This is a genomic window from Corallincola spongiicola (genome assembly GCF_004284785.1).
GTDB classification, from domain to species: Bacteria; Pseudomonadota; Gammaproteobacteria; order Enterobacterales; family Neiellaceae; genus Corallincola; species Corallincola holothuriorum.
In genome coordinates, this window is the sequence record NZ_SHLY01000007.1 from 49,756 (window position 1) to 66,710 (window position 16,955).

15 protein-coding genes are annotated in these 16,955 nt (G+C 48.6%); 10 read left to right on the plus strand and 5 right to left on the minus strand.

From position 1 onward, the window contains the following. Positions 1 to 194: 194 nt before the first annotated feature. The 10 genes from EXY25_RS16050 (at position 195) to EXY25_RS16095 (ending at position 8,388) form a co-directional block, all read left to right on the plus strand. Positions 195 to 1,091, plus strand: a complete 897-nt coding sequence (locus EXY25_RS16050; RefSeq protein ID WP_130567656.1) for a hypothetical protein — start codon at positions 195 to 197, stop codon at positions 1,089 to 1,091. Between the two features lie 495 nt (positions 1,092 to 1,586). After that, positions 1,587 to 3,113 (plus strand): PQQ-binding-like beta-propeller repeat protein, encoded by a 1,527-nt coding sequence (locus tag EXY25_RS16055; RefSeq protein ID WP_130567657.1) that lies wholly within the window; start codon positions 1,587 to 1,589, stop codon positions 3,111 to 3,113. A gap of 266 nt (positions 3,114 to 3,379) precedes the next feature. Beyond that, positions 3,380 to 4,057: a hypothetical protein gene (locus tag EXY25_RS16060; RefSeq protein ID WP_130567658.1), complete on the plus strand. Its 678-nt coding sequence runs from the start codon at positions 3,380 to 3,382 to the stop codon at positions 4,055 to 4,057. 122 nt (positions 4,058 to 4,179) lie between these two features. Beyond that, a complete protein-coding gene (locus EXY25_RS16065) occupies positions 4,180 to 4,482 on the plus strand; it encodes a hypothetical protein (RefSeq protein ID WP_130567659.1) in 303 nt (100 codons plus the stop codon). A gap of 115 nt (positions 4,483 to 4,597) precedes the next feature. Next, the gene (locus EXY25_RS16070; RefSeq protein ID WP_130567660.1) at positions 4,598 to 5,350 is read left to right on the plus strand and encodes a hypothetical protein; all 753 of its coding nucleotides are present in this window, start codon (positions 4,598 to 4,600) and stop codon (positions 5,348 to 5,350) included. Positions 5,351 to 5,436: 86 nt separating this feature from the next. Beyond that, positions 5,437 to 5,679, plus strand: a complete 243-nt coding sequence (locus tag EXY25_RS16075) for a hypothetical protein (protein ID WP_130567661.1) — start codon at positions 5,437 to 5,439, stop codon at positions 5,677 to 5,679. A gap of 231 nt (positions 5,680 to 5,910) precedes the next feature. Further along, positions 5,911 to 7,149, plus strand: a complete 1,239-nt coding sequence (locus tag EXY25_RS16080; protein WP_165419386.1) for an alpha/beta hydrolase — start codon at positions 5,911 to 5,913, stop codon at positions 7,147 to 7,149. 222 nt (positions 7,150 to 7,371) lie between these two features. Further along, complete coding sequence (locus tag EXY25_RS16085) at positions 7,372 to 7,587, plus strand: DUF6500 family protein (RefSeq protein ID WP_114339085.1); 216 nt, start codon at positions 7,372 to 7,374, stop codon at positions 7,585 to 7,587. A 113-nt stretch (positions 7,588 to 7,700) separates the two neighbouring features. Further along, on the plus strand, positions 7,701 to 8,132 hold the full coding sequence (locus tag EXY25_RS16090; RefSeq protein ID WP_130567663.1) for a GFA family protein: 432 nt from the start codon (positions 7,701 to 7,703) through the stop codon (positions 8,130 to 8,132). 13 nt (positions 8,133 to 8,145) lie between these two features. After that, positions 8,146 to 8,388 carry a hypothetical protein gene (locus EXY25_RS16095; protein WP_207232184.1) on the plus strand — a complete coding sequence of 81 codons (243 nt, stop codon included), beginning with the start codon at positions 8,146 to 8,148 and terminating at the stop codon, positions 8,386 to 8,388. Positions 8,389 to 8,433: 45 nt separating this feature from the next. Here the strand turns inward: EXY25_RS16095 and EXY25_RS16100 are convergent, their stop codons facing one another. From EXY25_RS16100 to EXY25_RS16120, 5 genes are all read right to left on the minus strand, one after another. Beyond that, entirely contained in the window at positions 8,434 to 9,540 is a 1,107-nt protein-coding gene (locus EXY25_RS16100; protein ID WP_130567664.1) for an LbtU family siderophore porin, read from the minus strand. A 297-nt stretch (positions 9,541 to 9,837) separates the two neighbouring features. Continuing rightward, entirely contained in the window at positions 9,838 to 12,222 is a 2,385-nt protein-coding gene (locus EXY25_RS16105; RefSeq protein ID WP_130567665.1) for a winged helix-turn-helix domain-containing protein, read from the minus strand. A gap of 126 nt (positions 12,223 to 12,348) precedes the next feature. Further along, the gene (locus tag EXY25_RS16110; RefSeq protein WP_130567666.1) at positions 12,349 to 13,737 is read right to left on the minus strand and encodes an HTTM domain-containing protein; all 1,389 of its coding nucleotides are present in this window, start codon (positions 13,735 to 13,737) and stop codon (positions 12,349 to 12,351) included. A gap of 156 nt (positions 13,738 to 13,893) precedes the next feature. Beyond that, the gene (locus EXY25_RS16115) at positions 13,894 to 14,397 is read right to left on the minus strand and encodes a DUF6702 family protein (protein WP_130567667.1); all 504 of its coding nucleotides are present in this window, start codon (positions 14,395 to 14,397) and stop codon (positions 13,894 to 13,896) included. A gap of 75 nt (positions 14,398 to 14,472) precedes the next feature. Beyond that, positions 14,473 to 16,821 carry a M1 family metallopeptidase gene (locus tag EXY25_RS16120; protein ID WP_207232185.1) on the minus strand — a complete coding sequence of 783 codons (2,349 nt, stop codon included), beginning with the start codon at positions 16,819 to 16,821 and terminating at the stop codon, positions 14,473 to 14,475. Between the last annotated feature and the right edge of the window lie 134 nt (positions 16,822 to 16,955).

The window sequence follows — 16,955 nt, forward strand, 5'->3', positions numbered from 1 at the left end:
ATGAGCCGTCATGAAACCTTCCTCAAACCTTTAATTGTCGGCAACTATTTCGACATCAGCAAATCACACTTAATACAACCAAAGCAAGCGTTGCGCCCAGTCAAAAATTCCTTCGGTAAGCAGCGTTTACGGCCTGTTCGTTCACGCCAATGGCTAGGCTAAAAGTTGGATCAACTCGCATAAAGCAGACCGATATGATCATATTCAAACGCGCCTTTCGGTTGACGCACGGCATTTCAAAACTGCTCATGGTGTTTATGCCACTGGTGATTTTGGCTTGTGTAGCGATGGCGATCTTCCACATTCATCAGGGAGTCAAACACTACAGTGAAATAATCAAGGCGGATTCAGTTTTAATTGGCACTACCTACTACAAGATTGAAGACAAGATTAAACAACTCTCTGGCGCTCAAGAACTAAAGCGGGTGGAGGAGCAATGGGCACTGATCTACAGCCGAGTAAAAGCAGAGGTAGAAAAAGATAAACGGATAATTGACGACACGTTCAAAGCTGAGTGGGCCAAGATAAAAGCGGATGCAGCCAAAATTAACTCAGCGCTGGATGAAGTGAAACGAGAAACGGATCAGTTGGTGCGTACCGCAAATCAGGTCTCTAGCGCTTTGTTTGGCTTAGTGGGTTTTCTAAAACCGCTGCTTGATGCGATAGCCAATAATGCATTAAGTGTGCTGGTTAATTCGATTAACCAGTCATTTGGTGAAGTCGCTCTGCTGAGTGGCGAAGTGGCCAAAATGATCGAAGATGGCATTCAGGCGATAGAGGTTGAGCAGTTAGAAGAGCTCACGGATCGCCTTTTAGTACTTAACACCAGCATCAAGGCTGATTTAGAGCTTCTTGATCTGTCTTTGAATGATTTACGCCAGCTTAAAGACAACTTGGCCGAACAGAACCAGCAGCTTCTGGACGACAACGGGCTACCCATCGGCTACCAATTCGTTATTTACGGCCTTATCGCCTTTTTCTTATCCCTTTTCTACTTTGCGTATCTCTATCTGCGCCATTGGTTTCTAGACCCGTTGATTGAAGCGATGCAGATCATCAAATTGGCTTTTGAGCCCATCCCCGATCCCTGAGGAACGAAGCCATGAGTACGGTTATGGGAAGTTTTTCTGGAAAGGGACAGCTGACAAGAAAATAACACCCGCTCGACGCGATGATGACCAATGTGCAGCCATGGCGCAGTGGAGTTCCTACCTATGACACTAACAATCGCAGCTACAGGGAGTCATTTCCGCTGCGCTCCTATCTCTCATGGCTGCGGACGCTAGGTAGTTTGAAGTTCTGAATTCAATTCATTTATCTATTTGTCACAGAAAAACTGGTTAAATAAAAAGGATATTGCTCATACGTGTTCACTTGGATATTTTTAGGGATATCATCGACTACCGCATCTTATTCTTTGATTATTTGCGCTTCGATTGGGTGTTTTAGCTACATGGGCTGCATGGTGTGTATCTAGGAATTGTTCAAGTCGGCTGAATTTCAAAAGTGGCGACTCAGATTCACTCGATATGCGGATCATCTTATTTTCAGATTAAGTCGGTTTCTTACTCAGCAAGGGATAGCCAATGGTGCGAAAAGTAAAAACGCCACAATTAGTTGAACAACTGCAGTTGCAAGGCTCTGGTTACACTCGTAATCACCTGCAATCTGGAGACTTCTGGATTGTTTCCAGAGGCGCGATGGTCCATTGCTACCGGATATCGGATGCCAAGCTGGTGTGGTCGTATCAAGCGCAGTCGAGTGTGTATCAAGGGGAAGTCATAGCTGGTCGCCTATGGTTGCCGAGTGAAAGTGGCTTTCTTTGTTTAGCGCTTTCGAATGGTGAACTGTTATGGCAACTACCAGAATTCGAAGGCGATGTGCTTGCCGTCAGCCAGAATGAAATGATCCTTGTCAGCAAAGGCGATTTACAAAGATTGGAATGCCGAGCGGTAGAATCAGGCAAGTTGATCTGGGCAGATGACAAACTGGCGAGCGCGAGATCCTGCTGGGCGCATGATAGGTATTGGATATTGCAGTTGCGTGATGGCGAATTACTTTGTTTGTCACAGCAAGATCAATCTATCGTTTGGAGCAACCACCTACAGCAAGTAATCGATAACGCCGGGATCCATTTCTGTGAGTACCTAGGCGATTGTCTGGTTATTCACTCTGGTGGTGAGCTTGCCGCGTTGGATATTGCATCGAATGCAGTTCGCTGGCGCTTTGGTTTGCGAGACCTGTCTGACTTAACTGCCTTATTTGCTGGCGGCATATCAGTGTACTGCAGTGTTTATCAAGTGTGCAGCGATAGCGACAGCGTGACCTATTGTTATGTTTTGCCCGGGTGCGTTTATCAGCGCCTGTTTCGGTTGCGGTTGAGTGATGGCTATTTGCTCGAGCAATTTGATATGGAAGATATTCCCGGCCTCAAGATTCGAGCACTGATAACGGCCGACAATGACATGTTCTATGCAGCAGCGGGTAATCGACTACTTAACTATGACAAGCGCTCTCATCGCGTTACTTATCGCTACTTGGACAAAAACGGCGCTGAGTTTATAGGGATGCACATTGCCGAAGGGGCTCGAACTGTAACGAGAGACTTCGAAACAGGCCGTTTGCATTGGTTTGAATTGCCCGATTTATCGCCGACCACAAGCGCGAAGCAGAGCGAGATGGCGTTACGTTCACAGTTTAATTGCGAACAGTGGCAAAGCCTTAAAGAGCTGCCGTTAGCTCTGTATCTATTGCTCATCGTTACGATTGGACAGCGTGTTGATTTGGCTGACATGATGCAGGCCGTTAAACCGCAGCTGCAAGCCATGAAAAAAGACCAAGGCCCGCTGGTGAAAGCGCTGATGACAGACCTGGTTGCTGAGTTAAAGATTGCTCTGCAGAAATTAGTGTCGTTACAGCCCAAGTTTGATCACATGATTGCTATAGCGCTGACCCATCTGTCGATATGCGTCGATCCGGGCGTGGCAGAGGGTTTTAAGCGCACAATGCTGCAATTCGCAGATGAAAGTGCAGCTGCATTGTCATCGAATCACGAAATGCGACCAGAGTTACAACGTACTTTGCTTAGTCTGCACTCGGTATTCGATTTGTAGGAAACCAAATATCAAAGGGGTTATATCAAAGGGGTCAGAGTCATTGATTCTAAATGGGTGTAAGCAGTGGCGCACAGTCTGGCTTTGAGGCTCGCCTTTTTTACTGGGGCATTTCGCTGCGGCTGGCCTTAAGGCGGATGAATTTAATATTTAATGCTGTATTTGTGCGATCCCAAAGTTATTGATCTAGCTCCTTGCTTCCATTTCTTTTTTCCTGTCTTCTTCGGTTTCATCATTGTAAATCAAACTGTTATGGGTAGTGAGTTATGCAGAAGTTGTTGCGTGGGATCGGTCTGTTTGCTTCGATTGGTTTATCGGGTTGTGCACATCACTCGATGTTAAATGAGCCGGTCATTCTTGGCGTGTCTTCACCGATGAGTGAGGTCACTATCGAGAATAAACAGGAATCAGTTGGGACTAGCAAGCTGAATGTTTTCTCCTGCAGCCACGGTATTACCCTGCTGGACAATGAGGACTTGGCACCGTCGCCCTTACAGTTTGTCGATCGCTACGTAAAAACAGAGCTGAAAACTGGTGATAAGCAGGTATCGCTGAACCGCTTTGATGTTTACTTTAATCGTCAGTTGCCATCCTGGAAGAATAAAACAGCAGCCTTTAGTGCCGGGCTCGGATTTCTCGGCGAAGCGATCTCTGAAGATATGCGAGCCAAAGCGATGGACGAGGGGGATGATGTCGTCGGCTGTAAGGGAGAAGATAATGGTGAGTTCAGTGTCTTTGAGTTGGGGGAGTCACCTGATTTTGAGTCGACCCCGATAGTGACTCATATTGCGATTACAATCGACGGTAAGACTTATCAAGGGCGTGGCTTTAAGGACACTTACTCGTTGTCAGATCTGCTTTACTACGTGAAGGATGATGTTCGTAAATCTGTGTTATTAGCGCTGGACGATATCAAGTTGCAAATGCAGCAAGAACAAGGCTAGTCGTGGTGAGATAAGCCTTCGGCGCGATAGCTAACTAGCTTAGATTTTGCGTTGTTTGCCTCGCCTGGGGCATGAGTTCATTTGTTTGTTGGAAGCGTTAGCTGGCCGGAGGCCAAATAGAAGTGACATCTCAGAATTTCATTATTTTAATGCCGCTACTGACGGCGATGGCGCTGGTGTCTTTCGTCAATACCTCAAAACCAGGCAAGCCGGTTGTTGCTAAGTGGCTATGGGTTACTGCGTTTATATTTCAGCTGATGTGTCTGATTATCTGGTTGGCTGTTGGGTTCGGGACATTGCAGCTACATCCAGAGCTACCGTCAAACTATGCTTGGCTCTACTTTTTCGCCGGAATGTTTGTCGCTTACGTTATAGGCTCGGCCAAGGGAAAAATGATTGAAAGCCAAGAAAGCATAACTAAGTAGTTGTTTATCGATTGAACCTTTTTCTGCCTACTCAACCCTTTGTTACAAAAGTGAACTTTATGTAAAAAGCATGGCCGAACAACCTGTAGCAGTGATGTAGGGTGTAGGCAGGGTGATGGCATGGAAGTTAAGCAATAAGACGATTGTCTGGTCAATCGCTTTTCACGCTGCGCTGTTGATGCTGTTTCATAAGCTCACTATTCCCGTGTTTAAACCGGTTCCGCCTGCACCCAAAATTGATGTGTATGTCTATCATCAGCAGCCAACGCCTATTCCCCCGCCTATTGCACCGATACCTACACCGACAGCATCGACACCAGCACCGAACACCGCCAACGATGTTAAGCCCGACGCCAAATCCGCGCCCCAGGCTTTGCCAAAACCTTTGGATGATGAAGCGTCTCACGTTGAACAGATCCCGCCAGCAAAAGTGATGGTGGCTGTGGAACCGCCGCCAGAGGAGGAGCACGCGGTTCAGCCCGAGAAGCCGCTGCAGAGTTTTGCTCCCGAGGCCAAAGCAGTGCCGCAGAGTATTTTTGACCAGCCAGCGAAAGCGTCAGACGCAGCTCTTGTTGATACGTATTCCCGCCGCGGGCAACTGCGATCGCAACTGCAAGCGTTGGAAGCCCCCGTTCAGTATCAGCCGTCTGCATACACCACTTCTATCATGCATCCTGCAGGGACACCTATTCGGGGGGCAGCATTGCAGCAGGTGCAACAGGAGGTACCTGTGATTGAAGTTGAATGCGACGACGCAGTCACCGAAGGGGCGGCGTTACTGGCGGGTGTGATGGGCGGTACGTTGCGTTGTCAGCAGCGCTCGTTAAAAGAGTTTTTGCAACAGCGGGAGGCTGAAAGAGGCTACTGAATAACGCGTATTTGCGATCCGCCACTATTGGTAAAGGCTGCCAACCTACCCTAGGCTTTAGTCTCATTTATCGATGGAGCAGAGCGATGGCAGCAACAATCATTACAAAGGACGGCAAGGAGCATAAATGTCTCCGTGGAGATGCCGATGAGTTGGCAAAGTCAGCGAATGGTGGGGCAAAATTTCTGAAGTGTGGCAATACATGGATCGCGGTCAGTGATATCAAGACCATTAGCCTTGAGGCGGATGATAAGCCAGAGGTGCCCCCTTCAATACCGGATAGAGCAATCCATGTGCATCACAATCACTACTATGCGCAGGAGCGATAGCGCTAGCTTTTTAACCTTTCTCCCTATGAAGAGTGAATTTCGATAAGCGATGGGTACTTTGCCTTGCTAGATCGAGGGGTTGAAGTTCTTCATTAGGGTCTGTTCAATTCTTTCACTTTCTTACATTTATCTATCATTTCTTGAACAGATTAGTGGCTCCAACCCATGCAAAATAGCCACAGCAGTACCTTCATATACAAACTTCAAATCTCACTAAAAGAAGGATCTTCTATGACGAAAATAAATAAGGCTTGGTTTTGCTACGCACTTGCTAGTGTGTTGAGTTTGGGAGGGGCTTTGGTTGGTTGCGAATCGACGCCGCCAGCCAGTCAGCCAGAGGTTATCGCTAGCGTTACCTTTAAAATTAAGGTGCCGAACTCTACGCCATCAGAGGACGAGATCTTTATGATTTCAGACTTCGATGATTTTTTTAATCTAGACGTGATAGAGAAATATACTGCCACGCGTGAAGAGGACGGCTTCTATTACTTGGAGGTGCCTCAGCCTAATGTCGATCATTTCTATTTTCTTTTTGCCCGTCGCAGTGATGAGCGGCTAAAAGAAGTTGCTGAATCAGGAAAGTTAAGACCTGACCGTTTTTACCAATACAAAGGCGCTGATGAGCAGGTAGAGATCACGATTGAAAACTGGGAGGATTTCCCTACAGACTTAAAGCTGGGTGATACCGTCAGCCCAAACGTTCATCAAGTCGCAGATTTCAATATGCCTCAGCTGGGCAGAACGACAGATTTAGTTATCTATCTTCCTCCTGATTATCAGAGTGTATCCACCCAGAAGTATCCGGTCATCTACATGACCGATGGTCAGAACCTGTTCGATGAATTTACTTCATTCGCTGGCGAGTGGCGCATTGATGAGATCCTGGATAAGGAGATTGCCGCAGGCACCATGCCGCCAGTGATTATTGTTGGTATCTACAACGGACCGAAACGAGCCAATGAGTATATTCCCTGGGACTTTGGCTTTATGGGCCAGCCAGAGCAGTCCGTTGCTGATCAGTTTATTGACTTTATTCAGGAGACGCTGAAGCCCTATATCGACAGCAATTACCGCACCTTGTCAGGCGCAACCAGTACTGGCATCGCAGGCAGCTCTTTTGGTGGCTTGTTTGCACTGTATGCTGGAATAACACAACCAGATACCTTTGGTATGGTGGGGGCGTTTTCCCCTTCGGTTTGGGTCAACTTGGGAGATGCTAAGTACCCTGGAATCAAAGAGCTGGTGACGGCGGGCGATCTGTCTGCTCAATTACGTTTGTACATGGATGGAGGGGCTGAGGAGCCACCCGCTATTGATGAGATGCGCATGATGAAGCGTTTGTTGAACGAGCAGAAATTCCCCGAGCAACAATTGATGATCGTTGAAGATCCAACCGGTGGTCATAACGAACGCTCATGGTCTGCTCGCTTTCCTGTAGCGCTGAAATGGCTGTTAACAGCAGACTCGTAAGACGTTTGTTCTTTCTGGTTTTCTCTCATTTGCCCAGCTTTGCGTTGGGCTTTTTTGTTTTTTGCTCGGTGTATGGAAATGATTGGTCGAATATGAGACAAATTCTCAATACTTGGTCCTGCTGTGCAAATGGTATCTCTTTGCCGGTACTTCAGGCTCACATTACGGCCTGACATTTAGGTCTTGCCATATCACAACCTATGAAATGGAACGGCAAGGAAGATGAAAGAAAGCTTAAGAAGAAAGATCATCGAGGTCTGCGACAAAAAAATTGCCAGCAAAGGTGAAAATGTCGGCTTATCTTTTTATGCTTTTTTCGCAAATAAGAATGATGATCCTGAATTGCTCATGGAAGCGGCGACATGGTGGATCATGGAAAATAAGTTAGATCACTTTGAAAAAGCATTGAAAATAAAGGGAATGATTGAGTCCGTTTAGTAAACATAAGATTTATCAAGCAAGGACGAATAGGCTGATGAGTTTTGTACTTATGGCTAACGCTTCTGTCATTAAACGCATCATCTTTTAAATATTAAATCGGAGTTTACCCAATGATTGGCAAGTGTCTTTGCGGAAGTGTTGAGTTTGAAATCAACAAAGATCATATCAAACTGTATCAGTGTCATTGTCAGTTGTGTCGGAAGCAAAGTGGTACCTATTCCAATGCTGCGACTATCGTACCGACCTCTCTATTTAAGCTTGTTAAGGGTCAGTCGCAGATCCGAAGCTGGGTAAAACAGACCGGCTTTCGTTCGGATTTTTGCCTGCAATGTGGCTCTCCAGTGCCTAACCCATTACGAGATACCCCATACTATTGGGTGCCTGCGGGGTTAATTGAGGATATCGGGGATGCCGAGGTGATCTCCCATCTTTTTGTTGGCTCAAAAGCGTCGTGGGATAAACCTAACCCTGATGCAGACACCCACTTCGCCTTTCCAGAGCATGGTTTGCAGGCTCACATTGAGCAGCTTAATAACGAGTAGGATTAGATAAACGATGAAGGAGTCTTTTGCGGGCGATCTCGGGTTTGAGTTCGTTACCTTTAAAAATGAAACGCTGGAGATCTATCACCGGAGAAAATTTGCCACCCGATTTACTGGTACAAAAGCGGTGAAGTTACAGAGCCAACTAGAAACTGTTTCGTTTGCCAAGCAACAGCAGCTTATGGCCAGGTTAACCGGCAACTATAAGCGGGGCAGTGAAAGAGTCGCAAAGACCCATGGACGGAACTGTCGATAAATCGGCAGGCATGAGCCCTTGGCGACTGATCTTTTTCAGCTGGTGCTAGAACTCGTAAGCTAGCTGTACTGTGATTGTGCTGGCATTCTCACCAGTACCGCCATCCGACTCGTCGTAGTCTGTGTCATAGGCGTACTCAAACGCCAACGCAGTGTTGTCAAAAATACCGAGCGACAGCGCAGCAACAATGCGCGATTCCGGTAACTCCAGAGCCACCGCTTCATCAGTGCCCTGATAAGCCAATGCCGCTACGGCACCCATGTTGGCTATTGCAAAAGCGTAATCAACTTCCAGGTTCCAGGCCGCCGGCTCAACCCCTTTGCCGTTAAAGGCTATTTCGTCTGCTGAAAAGTTGTCTGTGGCTGATACATATTCGCCGATCAGGGTGAAATCACTGAAGCTGTATGTGGCGTCGAAGGCGATACCGCCGACATACTCCTGCACTTCACTGGAGGGGAGGGTGTCACTCAGCGCATCTGCATCACCGATACTGTTGATGTAGCCGACGTTGGCAGCAAACGCATTGTTATCGTTTTCAAAACGGTATCCAGCGGTGGCACCGAAACTATCTATTTGGTTATCACCGTCCTCGTCGAGGTCACCGTTAAATACGTAGCCAGCTATATGGAAGCCACTATTTTCGACGCCAATCAGAACTGCTGATTCAAGGATCTCGCCAATTTTTAGTGTCAGCGGATCAGATATGGCGCTTGTTTCATAGTTTCCGAACGGCAGATATTGTTTACCAGCGAGCAGATGCCAAGAGCCATCAGGGTTAGCGATGGTGACAGTGGCAACGTCTACTTCAAGATCTGTCTCATCCTCTTCGTAAAGGAAAACGATGTCGGCTGCAACCCATGGATGCACTATAGCGGTGACCCCTAGCTCTGCGGTCGCCAGTACAATATCGCTCTCGCTGTCGCCTGCAAACGGATCGGCATAGCCAGCTTCTACTTCAACGACCCCTGATACGGTGATGTATTTGTTCCATTCGCTGGCGGGTGCATTCGCTTTAGCTTGCTCATCCTGCGCTTTTTCCAACTGTTCGAGGCGATCTTTTAGACGCTCGATCTCGGTTTTTGGATCGGCTGCGAGTGCGTTCCCGCTGCTCAAAGTAAACAATACTGCAGATGCGATAAGGGGCTTATTCATACTGACCACTTCCCTGATGAGTGAAAGATAAACAGAGACCAATGAATTTTTATTTTAATGACAATGAGAATAAGTTCGATTTGTATTCGTGGTGTTCGGTTGATGCAAATCAACGCAAACCGTTTTTTCGGGGCTGTTTTCGCAGAGGTGCGGATTTTTGTTACGACGGAAGCGTAGCCGTAACCACTTTATGTTGGTGGAGAGGAGTTAACGGCGTGGCTATTTCATTGCCGAAAACTGACGGCGGCAGGGGGCTATATGACTTGTAGCCCCGCAATCGTCCGTTAATGAGTATGGCTAATGGCTACTCGGCGGCAGGTGGGCCTGAATTATCCGGTAGCTTTCATCGCCGATATTAAAGCGGGGTAACCAGCCCCTGAATACTTCAGCGTAGAGGGTGATTTCCCCCAAGCGCTGTTGCTGCTGTAGTGTATGCAGATAAATATCTATTTCGGTTGTGGCGACGGATGCTTGAGTTTGTAGCCAGATAAATTGGGCGCTGAGTTGCTCTGCGTGTGCGGTGTATTCCGCAGCCATGATTGCTGTCTGTTCTGCTAACTCCTCAGCTGCTTCAATATCGCCACAATAGAGATGTGCTTGGGCGATATTGCGGCGGTGATGGAGGTCGAACAGTGTCCGGCCATGGATCTGATTGAGCTGCTCAGAGAGCCAGCGTTGCATTTTTACGCCGTCGTTTTGTTTATGCCAGCAGTGCAGTAGTAATTGTTCCGCGCGGTGCCTGACAAAAGGGTGATGCTGATAGTCGCGGGTGATACGTTCTATCTGTGCGATCTGCTCCGCAAAGCCATGGTTATCACCTTGGGTGGCGAGGTGGTGCAGGGCGGTTAACACCAGGCAAGGCAGCTGTGCCTCTTCTGGCCAGCTGCGGGTAATATGCATCGCCTGTTGGGTATCGGCAATCGCAACCTCCCAGTTACCGCGTAGCAGCGCCAGTTCCGCTTCCGTGCGATAGATACACCAAAGTGCGTCGTTATATACCAGCTGGTTACGCTTTTCGAGCTCGTGGGCTTCATTGTAAAAACGTGCCACCGCGCCCGCATTGCCCTGATAGAAAAAGGTGGTAGCAACAAAGTGCAGTTGCCACAGGAGGTCGGTGACATAGTTGCGCTTTTTCGCTTCTTGCAGTGCGCCCAGCCAGAGGAATCTGGCTTTCTCGATATCGCCTTCTAGCCATAGCTGCTCTGCCAACGCGGCATAGGCCGACGGTACCAGAATGTCTGGCGCTACTGGTGCTAGTTCATAAGCGGTTTTGGCATATTGCCGTAACAGGGGAAGATCACACTCTTTCAATGCATAGGTGGCGGTAAGGCAGGCGTGGCTGACCTTAATTGCCCGACTGGCTTCGCTATTATCAACAATATGTGCAGCTAGCTGGTCAAGTGCCTGATGAGCGGCGGGCACATCGTCAATCAACAATACCTTGGCTGCCACCATCAGCAGGGCGGGATCCTGCTTTCGGATCGTTTCTGGTATTGCCAACAGCGTCTCTTTCAGCAGTTGGTGGTAGCCCCGCTGGAACATTAACCAACCGTGCTCAGCCACAAGCTGTTGCATCAGTTGCACATCGTCAGTGGTACGGGCGAGGTAAATCGCTTGTTTCGGCTGCTTATGATCCATCCACCATGTGGCTGCCCGGCGCACCAGCCCTTTGGCTAGATCGGCATTTTCACTTAGCAGTACCTGTCGCAGCTTTACTCGCCATAACTGATGAAAGTGAAACCAACCCTGATCGTCATTTTGCCCCAATAGCAGCTGTTGCTTTAATAACCCTGGAAGCAGTGAGTGGCAATCCTGTTCCAGCATCTGCTCGACTAAGGTCAGGTTGAAATAATCCATGAGTGAACTGGCAAGGATAAATTCACGGGCAGCAGGGGGCAGTGCTGCCGTGATCTTTTTCTGGCCGTGCTCTATGAGCTCTTCTGGACTATTGATCGCTTCCAGTTCCTGCTTGTTGAGGCAAGCATTTTTGGCGATCCAGGTGATTGCAGGTGAGCCATCGATAAATGGCAGTGCCAGCGATTGTAATGCGGGAGATAAGCTATCACCGAGCAGGGCGATGGTTTCTTTGTCATCGAACCGAATGGTATTTAAAGCGGGTGAGCAGAGCGCTGCGATATTGGTGATTGATAGATGCTTTTGCCATTCCGTTGCACTGCTATTGATCAACAGTTTGTGTTGCTTTGGCCATTGTTCAATCAATTGGTCTAGAGCGCTAAGCGTATCCTGAGTATCGATTTTTGGCAGGTTATCCAGTATCAGCAGGGTGGGTGTGGGATTGTCGGCCAGTTGTTGTAACAGGGATTCGAGCAGTGATTTTGGATCATCGATTAACCCTTGTTGAATGCGTTGCAGCAGCGCTTCATCAAACTGCAGTGCGTGCTGGCAGGCACCGATCAGTATTCTCACTAAATCATGTAAGCGGAGATCTATGTCGGCGAAGGTGCACCAGGCGCGCATCCCTTGCCATTGTGCGAATAGCTGTGCCGACAATACGGTTTTACCATAGCCAGAAGGGGCCACTACGGAAGCAACCAATGGCGTTTCTGCCAACTGGTTAAGTAGTTTCTGCTTTATAATCAGCGGCCTGGGCAGTGCCGGTGGTTGAAAGCGCCACTCATCGCCGAGACTGGTTTTTGACTGTGACAAAAGCGTTGCCTGCATCCGAAATCGTTTTCCTTAGCCATATCAAGCTTAGTCTAGAACACTGTTTTACCAGCATATTTCGTTAGGTATTGCTAGCCAACTCCCATCTTTCGTATTGCCCCCTGTTTTCATTTGCACGATCGCCTAATGACTGACAGGAAACCAGTCCGGGAGATGTTTTGGCTTTAACGGCTGCGTCAGGGGAAGTACCCACTCATTGTTGCCTAAGTCTCGCGGTACTTTGGTCAGGTCGACTTTGGGATCAATAAACATGGCCAGCTTGCGATAGTTTAAACGACAGTGGCTGCGTACGGTGACCTCTGCATTCTTCACTGATAATTGTTGTGGTGCCCATATCTTTTGCACGTATTGTGCCATTTGCCAGATCATATCTGGCTGGCAGGGCATTTTAAAATTCTGTCGTCTATTAAGTATTGGTCGTGGGTTAAACTTCCATTGTTTACCGCTGACAGGATCTTTGACATAGAAAGTCGCCGAGCCCTGCTTACTGCGCAGTTTCATTCGCCAGCTGAATCTGTGTCCCCCCTCATTCCAGGCAACCTCACCTTGATAGAGCAGGTTGCGGGCAGGCACCAAGGTTTGGAAAACTAGCCAGGCGCATACACTGAGCGTGATTGCGGTTTTCACCTGAGTGCCGGGCAGTGCAATGGGGGTGAGCTGTGGCGCGTGGTAGGGCAAGCGGCGGAGTTTAGCCCAAAACTGTCGTGGCCAGTCAGGAGAGAAGCAGAGCAGGCTGGCAAACAAGGTAACCCAGGGGAATACACCGATATCAAACACGAAGTGATTCAGCGTGTGGAAACAGGCGTACACACCAATTACATAAAGGCGTGTGCGTTTAAACAGTAATAAGGGGGCGCCGACCAGATGCAGCGCGATGACGCCATAGGCGGCAATGGCAACCGCGGTCGGGTCAACAAAGAGCTGACCGACTAGGGGCATAGCCTGGCGCTTGGCTAGCCATGAAGCGAGTGGCTCAAGCTGCAGCCAGTCGGGGTTGATTTTAACCAAACCGGCATAGATGAGAATGATCTCTAGCTGCACGATTAACAGGATCAGGCACCAGGTTGGTAGCGTATCACTGGCGATATTGGGGCGGCGTTTGGCATCCAATGACCAGTACCGATGGGCAGGTACAAAAACCATTAGGCTGCTGAACAGGATCAGCAGATAAAGGTGGTTCAAGTACTGTGCTTGATCCTGTAAAAAAATGGCGGCATTACAGATGGCGACGATGGTAGCACTCAGTCGATAGTGCCAGCCGAACATTAATCCCAGTGATGCGAGCGCCGACACACCGTAAACCCAGTAGACGCCCTCTCTAAGTACCGGTACCCACTCAAAACCGTAATATTTAAAGAACAGGACCGGTGTGACATACATACTATCCAGATCAACAAATCCCAGATGGCCAATGGCATCGGCGAACATGACAAAGCCGAAGCCGATGCGGAACACGGCAATAGAGGCAGCATCTATCGGGCGGAAAAAATAGTCTGTTAGTTTGTTCAGCATGAGGGTCAGATCGAAAAAGCAATAAGTCTTAATACGACTCAGTGTGCCAGTGGTTCACTGCTAGGAGAATATTGCTGTGACAGCACTGTGATCTGTAACGTAAGGGAGCTACCCCCTCCGCCTAAAACCATAGAGAGAGGGCGGACCTTAATAGGGTTAGTTTTGCAGTGGCAAGCGCACCGTGTCAGGAGTAAAGACCAGTGAGCTAAGCGCTTCACTCAGCCGGATATTAACGGTATTCACCTGCTGGTGGAGATGGCCAAAGAGCAAGCTGTTTTGCAGCTGATAACCGGCAAAGGATGTGGGAGCAGCGACTTCCTGATAGATGAACAGGTAATGGGTGTCTAGCTCTGTGCCTACCCAAAGCAGTGCTTTTTCATTGTTGTTGCCATCATAAAGCTTGAAGTGATTCTCCACATAGCTGCGTATTAGGCTGACTTGCTCGGAGGTAAGTGCATCATCAAAGCGGATGGTCTGTTTGCTTTCTGCACTAAGCACCTTAGCGACATCATCGGCGAAGAAGCGATGGATCACTTCCAGCTGGCCAGTTTGTTGATTGACTACCATGTCGGTCAGTGTAGCGTGATAGGTGTGAGCGACTGTTGTGCTGGTGAAACCCAGCAGCAAGGCAATAAATAGTGTGCGCAAGGTGATAAGCATCTTTAACTCTCTTTTAAAGCGGGCAAACAAAAAAGCCGACGCCATTATGCGTCGGCTTTTACTGAACAGCGAGTATTACTCTTCGCTCTGCATCTCTTTCATCAGGTTACGCTTCTTCTTGTCTTTGAACAGTTCCAACCGTGATGGCAGGATCTTGCGGGGGAAGAAGTTATTGCTGATATCTGCGTCAGCAGTTTCCCAATGCGGGTCAACGGTCACTTGAGTGATTACCTCTTCGCGCCACAATTGAATTGATGCCTGTTTCGGATCCTGACGCCATACTTCGGCTGGAATTCGTAACTCTTCCACATCGCCATTGTCATATTCGATGGCTAGGATAATCGGCATCACCAAGCCGCCAACATTGCTGAAGTCGAGCAGGTAGAAATTGCCTTCCGTTTCCAGCAGCTCCCGCTCCCACTCTTCGTAGGGCTTGAGTTTGCCTTCGGCATCTTTGGTGTTTTTCGGTGAAACGGTGAACTCATCGTGTTCGTTATAGAAGTCTTTGAGTTCACTGTAGTCGTCAACACGGCGATGCAACTCTTCATTACGCTGCTCGGTTAACGAGCGTGGTGCCGCTTCATGGCGCTCTCGTTTCCATTCAGCTTCAATTTCAGGATCGTCGGTATTCACCTGCATGAACCGCACATCGTCGATGCTGATATCTACATGATCTGTACTGTAGAACCAGCCGCGCCAGAACCAGTCCAGATCGACTGCAGAGGCGTCTTCCATGGTGCGGAAAAAATCTGCAGGCATCGGGCGTTTAAACTTCCAACGTTGTGAATATTCACGGAAGGCATAATCAAACAGCTCGCGACCCATGATGGTCTCGCGCAAAATGTTCAGCGCCGTGGCAGGTTTGCCATAAGCGTTGTTACCAAACTGCAGAATACTCTCTGAGTTGGTCATGATCGGTACCTGTTTAGCACTGACCATGTAATCGATAATTTTACGCGGCTCGCCACGGCGAGAAGGGTAGTTCTCTTCCCACGCTTGCTCAGCCAGGAATTGCAGATAGGTGTTAAGACCTTCATCCATCCAGGTCCACTGGCGCTCGTCTGAGTTGACGATCATGGGGAAGTAGATATGGCCAATTTCGTGGATGATCACCGAGATCAGACCATATTTGGTGCGACGAGAGTAGGTGCGTTTGCTCTCGTCTTCTTTGTCAATTTCCGGACGAGGACCGTTGAAGGTCATCATTGGATATTCCATGCCACCCACCGGGCCGTTGACCGAGATGGCCACAGGGTAGGGGTAATCGAAGCTGTACTTATTGTATTGTTCGATAGTATGGGCAATGGCTTGGGTGGAGTAACGCTCCCACAGCGGATTACCCTCTTGCGGATAGTAAGACATCGCTAAAACGGTGTTGTCACCGCTTTTCACTCCCCATGCATCCCACAGGAACTTACGTGAGCTGGCCCAGGCAACGTCACGGACATTGTCTGCTTTAAATGTCCATACTTTGCGTTTGCTAGTGTCGTCTTCTTCGTTAGCGCGAGCTTCTTTTTCGGTGACGATCATCACCGGCTTTTTCGCTGTTTCAGCTCTTTTCAAGCGGTCTTGTTGTGGCCCGCTGAGCACCTGCTCGGGATTTACCAAAGTTCCGGTTGAGGCAACGATATGATCAGCGGGTACGTCATAGCTGATCTCGTAGTTGCCGAACTCGAGGGAGAACTCCCCACGGCCAAGAAACTGTTTGTTTTGCCAGCCATTAACATCATCGTAAACGGCCATGCGAGGGAACCATTGCGCGACCAGGAAGATACAGTTGCCATCTTTTTCAAAACACTCGTAACCACCCCGGCCACCATGGGTCTTGGCTTCAACCATGTTGTATTCCCAGTCCAGGCTGAAGCTGAACTGTTGACCCGGCAGCAAAGGCTGATCCAGATCGATACGCATCATGGTTTTATTGATGATATGGCGCAGCGGCTTGCCATTCGCACCTTTTAGATTACTGATCTGATAACCGCCTTCGAAATTCTGACGGCTAGTGCGACCACGAAAATCTTTCAGCGATTGCTTGTCACCCGCGTTAGAGGGCTTGAGCACATAGCGGGTTTGCGCCCGCATACTCAAGTTATAGTCAGAGTTTTTGTCGAAGCGATTTTGATCCAGTTGCAGCCATAGGTAGGAGAGCCGATCTGGCGAGTTATTGGTGTAGGTGATGGTCTCACTACCGGTAACTCGCTTCTCTTCTTCATCCAGTTTTACCTGGATCGTGTAGTCCGCCTGTTGTTGCCAATATTTATGGCCGGGCGCACCAGAGCCGGTACGATAGTCATTCGGCGTTGGCAAGATCTCTTCTAGCTGACGGAATTTGTCATCAAACGGTTGTTTGGTCCACGTCTGGGCGTGAACAGGTAACACCGCGCTGGCTACCATAGCCAACCCAGCGAATAGATACCACTGCATACTTCTGCTCCCTGGAGAGGATGATTTATATTATTTTTTTCTTATTTGAGGCTGCATGTTGCCGAAATGTTGGTCACAGAGCAAGGTTTGCTCTGGTTTTACTGCTGTTTTGCGCAGTGGAATTTGTAACTGGT